9 protein-coding genes are annotated in these 12743 nt (G+C 65.8%); 2 read left to right on the top strand and 7 right to left on the bottom strand.

All coding sequences use genetic code 11. The features are described 5' to 3' along the window. Positions 1-183 precede the first annotated feature (183 nt). From KW845_RS05135 to KW845_RS05155, 5 genes are all read right to left on the bottom strand, one after another. Positions 184-456 carry an oxidative damage protection protein gene (locus KW845_RS05135; RefSeq protein WP_218368073.1) on the bottom strand — a complete coding sequence of 91 codons (273 nt, stop codon included), beginning with the start codon at positions 454-456 and terminating at the stop codon, positions 184-186. A gap of 88 nt (positions 457-544) precedes the next feature. Next, positions 545-1903: an amino-acid N-acetyltransferase gene (gene argA, locus KW845_RS05140; RefSeq protein WP_218368074.1), complete on the bottom strand. Its 1359-nt coding sequence runs from the start codon at positions 1901-1903 to the stop codon at positions 545-547. A gap of 188 nt (positions 1904-2091) precedes the next feature. Continuing rightward, a complete protein-coding gene (locus KW845_RS05145; protein ID WP_218368075.1) occupies positions 2092-3789 on the bottom strand; it encodes a long-chain-fatty-acid--CoA ligase in 1698 nt (565 codons plus the stop codon). A 10-nt stretch (positions 3790-3799) separates the two neighbouring features. After that, entirely contained in the window at positions 3800-4960 is a 1161-nt protein-coding gene (locus KW845_RS05150; protein WP_218368076.1) for an acyl-CoA dehydrogenase family protein, read from the bottom strand. Then, complete coding sequence (locus KW845_RS05155) at positions 4957-6183, bottom strand: ABC transporter substrate-binding protein (protein WP_218368077.1); 1227 nt, start codon at positions 6181-6183, stop codon at positions 4957-4959. Before KW845_RS05155 ends, KW845_RS05150 begins: the two co-directional genes overlap by 4 nt. 123 nt (positions 6184-6306) lie before the next feature. Here KW845_RS05155 and KW845_RS05160 point away from each other — a divergent pair, with 123 nt between their 5' ends. Beyond that, complete coding sequence (locus KW845_RS05160; RefSeq protein WP_218368078.1) at positions 6307-7119, top strand: AraC family transcriptional regulator; 813 nt, start codon at positions 6307-6309, stop codon at positions 7117-7119. A 27-nt stretch (positions 7120-7146) separates the two neighbouring features. On the opposite strand, the gene KW845_RS05165 is transcribed toward KW845_RS05160, so the two are convergent. Further along, on the bottom strand, positions 7147-7926 hold the full coding sequence (locus tag KW845_RS05165) for an SDR family oxidoreductase (RefSeq protein WP_218368079.1): 780 nt from the start codon (positions 7924-7926) through the stop codon (positions 7147-7149). A gap of 77 nt (positions 7927-8003) precedes the next feature. Here KW845_RS05165 and hrpA point away from each other — a divergent pair, with 77 nt between their 5' ends. After that, the gene (gene hrpA / locus KW845_RS05170) at positions 8004-11894 is read left to right on the top strand and encodes an ATP-dependent RNA helicase HrpA (RefSeq protein ID WP_218368080.1); all 3891 of its coding nucleotides are present in this window, start codon (positions 8004-8006) and stop codon (positions 11892-11894) included. A 124-nt stretch (positions 11895-12018) separates the two neighbouring features. On the opposite strand, the gene KW845_RS05175 is transcribed toward hrpA, so the two are convergent. Then, positions 12019-12699, bottom strand: coding sequence for an epoxyqueuosine reductase QueH (locus KW845_RS05175; protein ID WP_218368081.1), 681 nt, complete (start codon positions 12697-12699; stop codon positions 12019-12021). Positions 12700-12743 lie beyond the last annotated feature (44 nt).

Consider the following 12743-nt stretch of genomic DNA (forward strand, 5'->3'; position numbering starts at 1 on the left):
TGAAAGGTGCGGGATGCCCAGGTCGGCCATCGTGGATGGCGGTGGGCCAGAATCCGCTGGCAGGGGCCTTCGGTGCCTGGGCTTACCCTGCCAGGGCGGGTGTTTCAAGGGCAGCAGCCATGGGTTTGCGCGCATGCATCGCGCACCTTGCGTGCGCGATGCATGTTTGCCAGGCTGCAGGGATTACGCCGAAGGCGGCACGAAGCCCTGGGCCTCGACGCTGCCGTCTTCGAACAGAAAACGTTCCATTTGCTGCTGCAGGTACTTGCGGGCGCGGGCGTCGGCCAGGTTAAGGCGGTTTTCGTTGACCAGCCGGGTTTGCACCTGCTTCCATTCTTCCCAGGCTTCCTTGGACACGCTTTGCCAGATGCGGGTGCCCAGTTCGCCGGGATAGGGCGGGAAGTCCAGCCCTTCGGCTTCGCGCTTCAGTTTTACACAGTTGACGGTACGGGACATGGTTCGCTGCCGGTTTCAATGATGGACCTGCCATTTTAGCGGCCCGCGGCCCGGCGCGCCGGCCAGCCGCGGTTACAAACCGGGCCGTTTACAGTTTCTTGATGAAAACCAGGCTGTTGCGCGAGCGGTTGTAGTTGTGCTGCTTCTCGCGCGGCAGGTCGGCAACCCCGCCCTGCACGAACCCGCGCTTCATGAACCAGTGCGAAGTGCGGGTGGTCAGCACGAACAGGCGCCGCGCGCCCATGGCACGGGCGCGCGATTCCATGTGGCGCAACAGGATCTCGCCTTCGCCCGAACCCTGCCATTCGGGATTCACGATCAGGCAGGCCATTTCCGCCATGTGATCGTCAGGGTAGGGATGCAGCGCGGCACAGCCGTAAATGACGCCGTCGTGCTCCAGTACCGTGAAGCGCTCGACCTCGCGTTCGATCACGCTGCGCGGGCGCGGCACCAGCGTGCCGTCGGCCTCGAGCGGCTCGATCAGGCTCAGGATAGCGCCCACGTCATCCAGCGTGGCCGGGCGCAAGTCGTCCAGCGTGTCTTCGACCACCATGGTGCCCACGCCATCGTGGGTGAAGATTTCCAGCAGCACGCTGCCATCCAGGGCATAGGGCACCAGGTGCGCGCGCGCCACTCCGCGCTTGACCGATAGCGAAGCATGGCGCAGGAAGAACGCCGTGTCTTCGTCCAGTTCGCCTTGCTGCAGCAGGGCGTCGGCATCGATCCGGGCCAGTTCGGTGTCCACCGTGCCGTCGGGGGCCAGCACGCCGGGCGAGCTGGACAGGAAAATCAGTTTCTCGGCGCGCAGGGCCACCGCCACGCTGGTGGCCAGCTCTTCCATGGCCAGGTTGAAGGCATCGCCCGTGGGCGAAAAACCCAGCGGCGACAGCAGCACCACCGACGAGCCCTTTTCAATGGCGAACTTCAAGGCGTCGACATCGATCTTGCGGACCTGGCCGGTGTGCTGGTAATCGATGCCGCCCACCACCCCGGTGGGGCGGGCGGTGACGAAATTGCCCGAGATGACGCGGATATGCGAATGCGACATCGGCGTGTTGGGCAAGCCCTGGCTGAAGGCTGCCTCGATATCCAGGCGGATCTCGCCGGCGGCTTCCTTGGCGCATTCCAGCGCGGCCGGGTCGGTGGGCGCCATGCCGCGGTCGAACTGCTGGGTATAGCCTTTCAGGCGCAATTGCTCATTGACCTGCGGGCGCGAACCATGCACCAGCACCAGCCGCACCCCCAGCGCCGACAACAACGACAAGTCCTGCACCAGCGCGTTCAGCGCGCCCGCCTGCACCAGGTCGCCGCCGAAGGCGACCACGAAGGTCTTGCCTCGGAAAGCATGCACGTAGGGGGCAACCTCGCGGAACCATCGTACGAATTGCGCGGCGGCGAATTCTGGGGCTTCTTGGGCAGAGACGGTGTCGGGTTCCTGGTCGGGCATGATGGGTGATTGGGCTTCCTGAAGAATAGGGCACGCCGGCAGGCGCGGCCGGTGCCGGGCGCAAGGCCCGGCGCTGGCGGAAATTATATGACTGCGGGGCAGGCATTGCCGGGGTTTGCGGCAGGGGCCGGGCGTACGCGCAACACTTCGGGCCGGGGTACGGGTGTACCGGGCAGGCCGTCTGGCCGCTAGCGGCCCTTGCCGGCCTGGCCGCGCGGGCTGGCGGCCAGGATGCGCAGTTGGGCCTTGTCTATCTTGCCGGTGGCGCCCTTGGGCAGTTCCAGCAGCACGACGAAGCGTTCGGGGATCTGCCAGCGCGGGAAGCGCGTTTCAAGATAGGCGGCGAAATTCGGCGTGCCGCATTCCGGCTGGTGCGCCAGCGACAGGTATGCCATGGGCCGTTCCTGCCAGATATCGTCGGGCACGGCCACGACGGCCGCCTCGCGTACGGCGGGATGCTCCATCAGCGCGGTTTCGAGATCCTGGCTCGAGATCCATTCGCCGCCGGATTTGATCAGGTCCTTGGCCCGGTCGACGATATGCACGTATCCCAACGCGTTGATCCAGGCCATGTCGCCGGTCTTGAGCCAGCGCCGGTCGTCCGAGTCGGTGACGAACGCCTGTGCGTCGTTGCGCAGGCCCGGGCTGTCCGGCGCGTAATAACTGTCGGCGACCCAGGCGCCGCGCAATTGCAGTTCGCCCACCGTCTTGCCGTCGCGCGGGGCCACCACGCCGGTATCGGTTACGACCCGCACCTGGCAGCCAACCGGCGCAATGCCTTGATGGTTGCGCGCCGCCGCCCATTCCGTGTCGCTGAGTTCGCTGCGCCGCATCGATACCAGGCCCAGCGGCGACGCTTCGGTCATGCCCCAGCAGTGGCGCACGTGGATGCCGAATTCGGCGTAGCCCTCGATCAGGTGGCCCGGCACCACGGCGCCCCCGATGGGGATGTGGCGCAGGGTTTGCAGGCGGCCGGCCGGGATGGCGCCGCTGCGAAGCTGCTCCAGCAGATTGATCCATACCGTGGGGACGGCGGTCGCAAGGGTGACGCCGGCGCGCTCGATGAGCTCGGCCAGTGCGGCGGGGTCGGAATTGCGGTGGCTGAAGGCGAGCGAGGCGCCCGCCAGGCAGGATGCGTACGGAAAACCCCAGCCATGGGCATGGAACAGGGGCACGACCGGCAGGCAGGTATCGCGCTCGCGCAGGCCGATGCCGTCGGCGTACAGGCAGGACATGGCGTGCAACACGGTCGAGCGGTGGCTGTACACCACCCCCTTGGGCGCGCCTGTGGTTCCGGACGTATGGCAAATGCCGCAGGCGCTGCGTTCGTCGAGTGCCGGCCAGAAATAGTGGCGATCGGCCTGCGCCAGCAGGTCTTCGTAGCGCAACCAGCGGTGGGCGCCGCGCGCGGGTTCGGGCCATGCATGGCACGCGTTGCGGCAGTCGGCCACCAGCACGGCACATACCGACGAAGGCAGCGGTACCGAGAGCAGTACGTCGGCCAGGGATTCCTCAACCAGCACGACGCGTGGCGCCGTCTGCTCGAGCACGCGGGCGATCGAGGCAGGCGCCAGCCTGGCATTGACAGTGTGCAGCACGGCACCCATCGCGGGCACGGCCAGATGGGCTTCGAGATGTTCCGGGCCGTTCCACATCAAGGTGGAAACGCGCTCGCCGCGAGCGACACCCAGGTCATGCAGGGCGCCCGCCAACCGGTGCACGCGGGCGATCAGCGCGGCATAGGTGGACTGTTCGAATTGATGGGCGCGGCGGGTGGTCAGGACTTTATGGCCGTGTAGTTCGCCCATGCGTTCGAGCAGCATGCCGACGGTAAGCGGGTAGTCCTGCATCAGGCCGGGCAGGGCAGGTTGTTGCGATTGAGGCATCTTGGTCTGTTCACTCAAGGGGAAAAACGCCTTTCAGGCATTCTCGCGCGACGATCTGCCGCATCATTTCCGACGTGCCATCCAGGATCCTGACCACGCGCGATTCCCGCCACATGCGCTCGATCGGGTGGTTCTTGCAATAGCCATAACCACCGTACAACTGCAGCGTATGGTCCGCAATCCGGAAAACCATATCGGCATTTGCCAGCTTGGCCATGGCCGACCAGAGCGTGCGGCCCGCGGGATCATGGTCGAACTGCCAGGCGGCGTCGCGCGCCACCAGCCGGGCGGCATGCAGCGATGCCGCCATGTCGGCCAGCAGCCATTGCGTGGCCTGGTTGTCGGCCAGCGCCCGGCCGAACTGGCGGCGTTCGGTCGCGCGCGCCATGGCCAGGCGCAGCAATGCGCTCGCCAGGCCGGTACAGTAAAACGCCCAATGCGTGCGGCCATGGTCCAGGCATTGCATGGCCAGCCTGAAGCCTTCGCCTTCGCGCCCCAGCAGATGGCTGGCGGGTATTGCGCAATCGGTGAAGGTCACTTCGTTGTGCAGTGAACCTGCCCCGCCCAGCATGGGCATCGGCGGCCCCACCATCAGGCCGGGCGTATCGCCGGGAACGATGAATGCCGATAGTCCGCCGCTGCCCGGGTTGTCGGCCGTGCGCGCGATCACCGTAAAACAATCGGCGATCTGGGCGTTGGTAATGAAGGTCTTGCTGCCATTCAAGACGTAGCGGTCGCCCTGCCGCACCGCTCGTGTCGCAATGGCGGCGGCATCGGATCCGGCCTGCGGCTCGGTCATGGCCAGGGCACCGATGAATTCGCCGCGCGCCAGCGGCGCCAGGTAATCGCGCTTTTGCGCCTCGGTGCCGGCAATCTCGATGGCCTTGGAGCCTATGTGGATGTTCACGCCGCAGGTGTAATAGAAGGCGATGTGCGCGGCGGCTAGCTCTTCCACCGCGATGCAACTGCCCAGCATGGACAGCCCCAGGCCGCCGTACTGGCGCGGCGTGTGGGTTCCGAACAGCCCCATGTCGCGCAGCCGGGCGATGGCCGATTGCGGTATGCGTGCCTCTGCTTCGATGCGGCTGGACAAGGGAACCAGTTCGTCGCGCACGAACGCGCGCACTTGCTGCTGCCAGGCCAGGTGTTCGGCGTCGAGTTGCATGTTCATCCCGGCGTTCCCAACAGCGGGCAGCGCGACTGCGCCAGGGGCAGCACCGTGTCTTCGGCCGCGATGGTCTCGACGATGTCGTAGTAGTCCCAGGGGTAGCGGGATTGGTCCGGCTGCTTGACCCGCATCAGATAGGCCTCGTGCACCATGCGTCCGTCGGCGCGGATCTTTCCGCTCCGGGTGAACATGTCCTGGATGGTCATCGACTTGAGCGTCTTCATCACGGCGTCGGCGTCCTTGCTGCCGGTCTTCAGCGTGGCCTCGAGATACGTGGATACGGCAGAGTAGGCTCCGGCCTGCGCCATGTTGGGCATGCGCTTCATTTTCTGGAAGTAGCGTTTTCCGAAAGCGCGAGTATCGTCGTTCAGGTCCCAGTACCAGGCGGTGGTCAGGTACATGTTCTTGGCCACCGGCAAGGTCAGGCTGTCGATGTCGTTGATGAAGAGCAGCAGGCCCGCCAGTTTCTGTTGTCCGGTAAGGCCGAACTCGTTGGCGGTCTTGATGGCATTGATGGTGTCGCCGCCGGCGTTGGCCAGGCCGATCACGTCGGCGTGCGAGCTTTGGGCCTGCAGCAGGTAGGACGAGAAGTCCGGCGTGTTGACTGGGTGCCTGACGGCACCCAGCACTTCCCCGCCGCTCTGTGTCACGGTCTTGCTGGTATCGGCTTCCAGCGAATGGCCGAAGGCATAGTCCGCGGTCAGGAAGAACCAGCGCTTTCCGCCATGCTTGACCAGCGCGCTGGCGGTCGCGTGCGACAGCATATAGGTGTCATAGACGTACTGGACGGTGTAGGGCGTGCAACTTTCGTTGCTCAGCCGCGTGGTCGCCGCCCCGACATCGAAATTGACACGATGCTTTTCGGCGGCGACGCCCGCCACGGCCAGCCCGGTTGCCGAGTTGGCTCCGTTCATCACCATGTCCACATTCTCGCGGTCTATCCATTCCCGTGCCCGGGCGCTGGCGATATCGGCCTTGTTCTGGTGATCCGCCGCCAGGATCTCGACCTTCCATCCCGGGTTGCGTTGCATGAAATCCTGTGCCGCGAGCGTCGCGCCGTGGACCACGCCCGCACCGCTGACATCCGCATAGACTCCCGACATGTCGGCCACGATGCCGATGCGTACAGACTGCGCGGCGCTGGCCTGAGCCCCCGCCAGCAGGCCCGCCAGCATGGCCAGGGGTATGCGCCATGCCCCATTGGATAGGTACTTGTGCGTGTTCATGCGTGTCTCCGGTTTTTTTAGGATGTGGGACACATTAAAGGACTGGCCGGCCACCATATTTGCTATAAAAGCCAAAGTATTTGCAAAAAACGCCATCTTTTCCACCAGCCTTCAAGGCGCGCCGTGTACGGTAAAAGCGAGAAATTCGAAGACTACGAAAACGCCAGCGCGCCCGTCAGCGCCATGGCCGCGGCGTGGGCAGCCGGCACGCGCCGCACGAGCAGCGGCCGCAATCGCGCGCGGCTGCTGATCGTGCTGTCCGGTGTGCTGGCGGTGCGCACCCAGGCGGATGTCTGGTTGCTGGCGGGCGACTCGGCACTCTGGCTGCCGGCCGGCGTAGACGCGGAATTGTCGGCGCGGGCCGGCAGCCGGATCGTCACCGTATTCATTTCGCGCGGCCGCAGCCGGCCGTTGCGCGCCGAGCCTTGCCGCGTGACGCTCAGTGCCTTGCTGCGCGAATTGGTGCTGGCCCTGGCGGAAGCGCCGCTGAAAGCGCCACGAGTGCCGCGGCTGGATCGGATCACCCGCCTGGTGGTCGACGAAATCCGCCTGCTGCCGGCGCCGGCCATCAACCTGCCATGGCCCCGCTCGGCTGGCCTGCGGTACCTGTGCGAGCACGTGCTGGAAGATCCCGCGCAAGCGCCCGCCACCCAGGATGCGGCGCGCCATGCCGGCATGTCGCTGCGCACGTTCGGCCGCCGAATGACGGCCGAGACCGGCGTTTCTTACGCGGTGTGGCTACGGCAGGCCAAGGTACTGCATGCGCTGACCCTGATGGCAAGGGGCGAATCCATGTTCGCCGCGGCGGTCGAGTCAGGCTTTGCCGATGCCTCGACGTTCTGCACCACCTTCAAGCGCATCGCGGACACCACGCCGCGGGCCTTTTTCAGTCGCAGCGCCAGCCCGTGGGGATCCGACGAAAGCATGTATTCCTGAGGCGGGCGGCCCCATGCCATCGCCGTCTCACAGCGTGCCCGGATACAGCCCGCCATCCAGCACCAGGTTCTGCCCGGTCATGTAGCCGGCCTGGGCGCTGCACAGGAAGGCGCAGGCCTCGCCGAATTCGGCCGGGTCGCCGAAGCGGCGGGCCGGGATGCCGGCCTGGCGGGCCGCGATTACGTCTTCGACGCTGCGCCCGGTATTTTCGGCCGCCTTGACGGCGGTCTGGGTCAGGCGGTCGGTGGCGAACGGGCCGGGCAGCAGGTTGTTGATGGTAACGTTGTGGGCCGCCACCTGGCGAGCCAGGCCGGCCACGAAGCCGGTCAGGCCGGTGCGGGCGCCGTTGGACAGGCCCAGGATGTCGATGGGCATCTTCACCGCGGCCGAGGTAATGTTGACGATGCGGCCGAAGCGGCGCTCGATCATCTTGTCCACCGTGGCGCGGATCAACTCGATGGGCGTCAGCATGTTGGCATCCAGCGCGGCGATCCAGTCGTCGCGCGACCAGTCGCGAAAATCGCCGGGCTTGGGGCCGCCGGCATTGGTGACCAGGATATCCGGGTCGGGGCAGGCGGCCAGCGCGGCCGCGCGGCCGGCCGGCGTGGTGATGTCGGCGGCCACCGTGGCCACCTGGGCGCCGGTCTGCTGGCGGATCTCGGCCGCGGCGGCTTCCAGGGCATCGCGGCCGCGCGCCAGCATCACCACCTGTGCACCTTCGCGCGCCAGCGACAGCGCACAGGCGCGGCCCAGGCCCTTGCTCGATGCGCACACCAGGGCGCGCCTGCCCTCGATTCCCAGATCCATCGTATTGCTCCTGTAGGGGCCGCCCAGCGGCAGAATTGGCAAGTTTTTATAATAGGCGCTCAGAGGATAATCCGTACATGCCCGAAGTCTCCCGCCCGCCCGCGCGCGGCACCACGCAGCGCCCCGAGCGACCCATTCCCGCCATCGCCTATCCCGAAGACCTGCCCGTCAGCGCGCGGCGGGCCGAGATCGCGCGCGCCATCGCCGGTCACCAGGTCGTTATCGTCAGCGGCGAAACCGGTTCGGGCAAGACCACGCAGCTACCCAAGATCTGCCTGGAACTGGGCCGAGGCCGCCAGCGCATGATCGGCCACACCCAGCCGCGGCGCCTGGCCGCCACTTCGGTGGCCAAGCGCATCGCCGAAGAGCTGAACACGCCATTGGGCGAGATCGTGGGCTACCAGGTGCGCTTCAACGACCGCACCGGTCCGAACGCCTCGGTGAAGCTGATGACCGACGGCATCCTGCTGGCCGAGTCGCAGCGCGACCCGCTGCTGCGCCGCTACGACACGCTGATCATCGACGAAGCGCACGAGCGCAGCCTGAACATCGATTTCCTGCTGGGCTACCTGAAGCAATTGCTGCCGCGGCGCCCCGACCTGAAAGTCATCATCACCTCGGCCACCATCGATGCCGAGCGCTTTGCCCGCCATTTCGGTGCGTCGCAAGACGAGCCGGCACCGGTCATCGAAGTGTCGGGCCGGCTGTACCCGGTTGAACTGCGCTATCGCCCCGTACGGCAGGAAGCCGCCGAAGACGAACCTGCCGCGGGTGCCAAGCCGAACCGCGAGCGCCTGGCAGGCGACGAAGAGCGCGACCTGATCGATGCCATCGTCGATGCGGTCGACGAGTGCGCGCGCCACGGCGCAGGCGACGTGCTGGTGTTCCTGCCGGGCGAGCGCGAGATCCGTGAATCGGCCGAGGCCTTGCGCAAGCACCATCCGGTCGGCACGGAGGTGCTGCCGCTGTATGCGCGGCTGTCGCAGGCCGAACAAGAACAGATCTTTCATCCGCGCACCAACGCGCGCCGCATTGTGCTGGCCACCAACGTGGCCGAGACCTCGCTGACCGTGCCCGGCATCCGCTTCGTGATAGACAGCGGGCTGGCTCGCATCAAGCGGTATTCGTGGCGCAACAAGGTCGAGCAACTGCGCATCGAGCCCATCAGCCGCGCCTCGGCCAACCAGCGGGCCGGCCGCTGCGGCCGCGTGGGGCCTGGGGTGTGCATCCGCCTGTACGACGAACAGGATTTCGACGCCCGGGCGGCCTTCACCGACCCCGAGGTGCTGCGTTCCTCGCTGGCCTCGGTGATCTTGCGCATGAAATCACTGAAGCTCGACGATATCGAGCAGTTTCCGTTCGTCGAGGCGCCGCCGGGGCGTGCCGTCGCCGATGGCTACCACCTGCTGCAGGAACTGGGTGCCATCGAACTGGCCTCGGCCACAGCCGAGGACGAGGCCCCCGATACGGCCGACAGCACGCGCACCGGTTCGGCTTACGTGCTGACCCGCACCGGCCACGAACTGGCCAAGCTGCCGGTCGATCCGCGTATCGGCCGCATGATCCTGGCCGCGCGCGAACACCAGTGCCTGGCCGAGATGCTGATCATCGCCTCGGCCCTGTCGGTGCAAGATCCGCGCGACCGCCCCATGGCCGAGCGCGAGGCCGCCGAAGCCGCACATGCCAAGTTCAGCGACGAGAAGTCCGAATTCATTTCCTTTCTGAAGCTGTGGCGCTGGTACGGCGAGCAGGTGCAGCACAAGGCCTCGCAGCGCAAGCTGGTGGCATTGCTGCGCCAGAATTTCCTGTCGCCCATCCGCCTGCGCGAATGGCACGACGTGCATACGCAGTTGGCGGCGCTGGTGGGCGAGCAGGGCTGGCGTGTCAACCAGTCCGAGGCAACTTACGAGCAACTGCACCTGGCGCTGTTGGCGGGCCTGCTGGGCAATATCGGCTTCAAGGGCGAAGAGGGCGGCCTGTACCGGGGCGCGCGCGACATCCGCTTTTACATCCACCCGGGCTCGCGCCTGGCCAAGAAAGGCGGGCGCTGGATCGTGGCGGCCGAACTGGTCGAGACCACGCGGCTATACGCGCGCTGCATCGCGCGCATCGAACCCACCTGGCTGGAGCGCGCGGCAGCGCACTTGCTGCGCCGCAACTGGTCGGATCCGCGCTGGGAAAAAAAAGCCGGCCAGGTGGTCGCCAATGAACGGGCCACGCTGTATGGGCTGGTGGTCTACGCCGGCCGCCGTATCCATTACGGGCGCGTCAATCCGCAGCATGCGCGCGAATTGTTCATCCGCCAGGCGCTGGTGCCCGGCGATATCGACACGCGGCTGCCATTCGTTGCGCACAACCGCAAGCTGATTGCCGGCATCGAGAAGCTGGAACACCAGGCCCGGCGGCCCGACATCCTGGTCGATGACGAGCTTATCCATGCCTTCTACGACCGCCAGTTGCCGCCGGATATTTCACAGACCACCGCACTGGAAAACTGGGTGCATGGCCTGGACAAGCCAGCCGCCGCCGCGCTGCTGCTCACGCGCGACGAGCTGATGCGCCACGAGGCGGCCGGCGTCACCACCGACGTGTTTCCCAAGCAGGTCGAATGGCAGGGCGTGTCCATGCCACTGGACTACCATTTCGAACCGGGTTCGCCGCGCGATGGCGTGACGCTGTCAGTGCCGCTGTTCGCCTTGAACCAGGTCGATCCGGCGCGCTGCGAATGGCTGGTACCCGGCATGCTGAAAGAAAAAGTGCACCTGCTGCTGAAGTCGCTGCCGCAGAAGCTGCGCAGGCACTGCGTGCCGCTGCCCGATTACGCCGCCGGTTTCTACGAACGCTGTTACGAGCAGCTCGACGATCCGCAGCACGGCCTGGTGGACGCGCTGATCGCCGATATGTGGGCCCAGGTGCAGGTGCGCCCCGTGCCGGGCGATTTCAAGCTCGAGACGCTGCCCGCCCACCTGTTCATGAATTTCAAGGTGGTCGACGAGCACGGCCGCATGCTGGCCGCGGGCCGCAACCTGGCGCAATTGAAGGCCGAATTCGGCAAGCAGGCCCAGGCCACGTTCCAGCAATTGGCGGTACGCGATGCCGGCGTCGCCCAGGCGCTGGCGCACGAGAACCTGAGCTCATGGTCGTTCGGCCCGCTGCCCGAGATCATGGAGATCAAGCGCAAGGGCCAGTCGGTCATCGGCTACCCGGCACTGGTCGACCGCGGCACGCATTGCGACCTGGATGTGTTCGACGATCCGGACGAGGCGCGGCGGCATCATCGGGCAGGGCTGTTGCGGCTGTTTCGCCTGGGCCTGCGCGAGCAGGTGAAGTTCCTGGACAAGAACCTGCCCGACCTGACCAAGATGAGCATGCTGTACATGAACCTGGGCACGCAGGAAGAACTGCGCGACCAGATCATCGACTGTGCCCTGGCGCAGGCCTGCCTGGGCGAACCCTGGCCGGCCAATGCCGAAGCGTTCGAGGCGCGCCGCCAGGAAGGCAAGGGCCGCCTGGGGCTGCTGGCGCAGGAAGCCGCGCGCCTGGCGCAGGCCGTGCTGACCGAATATGGCGCCGTGCAGCGCAAGCTGCCGCAGGCCAAGCCGCATGCCGCGGCCTATGCCGACCTGCAGCAGCAGATCTGGGCGCTGATGCCCAAGTGGTTCGTGCGCGACACGCCGCACGCGCAGTTGGCGCATTACCCGCGCTACCTGAAGGCAGTGGTGGCGCGTATCGACAAGCTGCGGGCCGACCCGGCACGCGATGCCCGGCTGATGTCCGACATGGCGCCGTTGCTGACCCAGTACCAGCGCGCACGCTCGGCTCTGAAGGGCGCACCCGATCCGGCGCTGGACGACTTCCGCTGGCTGCTCGAAGAACTGCGCGTCGCCTTGTTCGCGCAAGAATTGCGGACGCCTATGCCGGTCTCGGTGAAGAGGCTGATGAAGACTTGGGAGTCTTTGCGGCGGTAAGAGGATGATTCCTGCGGGATGGGCTTGTTTTCTGGCCGTCGTGGTTGCAATCCTGAAGTCCCGCAACCCCCAGCCCACCGCACCGACGCCTCAAGAACCCGAACTCAACCAACCAGCCTGACAGTCACTCCTGCAACGTAGCCTTATCCACCAATTCATCCTTACCATAAAACTTCACGCCAATATGCACCCGATCCCGCCCCTGCGACCGCCGATGCCGGTTAGTGTCGCGCAGTGAATACACGCATCCGCAGTATTCCTGCTGGTAGAAGTTCTCGCGCTTGGAGATCTCGATCATGCGCTGCGACCCGCCGCCCTTGCGCCAGTTGTAGGTCCAGTAGACCAGGTCGTCATAGCGTGCCGCGGCGCGTTCGCCGCAGCCGTTGATCTGGTTCATGTCCTTCCAGCGCGAAATACCCAGCGAACTGGTGATGGTGTCGAAACCATGCTCGTGGGCATACAGCGCCGTGCGCTCGAACCGCATGTCGAAGCATACGGTGCAGCGTTCGCCGCGTTCCGGTGAGTTTTCCAGGCCCTTGACCCGATCGAACCAGTTGTCCATGTCGTAGTCGGCGTCGATGAACGCGATGCCGTGCTGCTCGGCGAAGCGGATGTTTTCCTGCTTGCGGATCTCGTACTCTTTGACCGGATGGATGTTCGGGTTGTAGAAGAAAATGGAATAGTCGATACCGGACGCCTGCATGGCTTCCATGACCTCGCCGGAACAGGGCGCGCAGCACGAGTGCATCAGCACTTTGCGACGGCCGGCGGGAAGGTCGAGTTTGGGGCGCACGAATTCAGACATGGCAAGGCAGCACTACGGCGGTAAAAACCCTTATTTTACGCCGA

Origin of the sequence: Bordetella sp. BOR01 (assembly GCF_019218885.1) — a bacterium.
In the GTDB taxonomy this organism is placed as follows: domain Bacteria; phylum Pseudomonadota; class Gammaproteobacteria; order Burkholderiales; family Burkholderiaceae_B; genus Bordetella_A.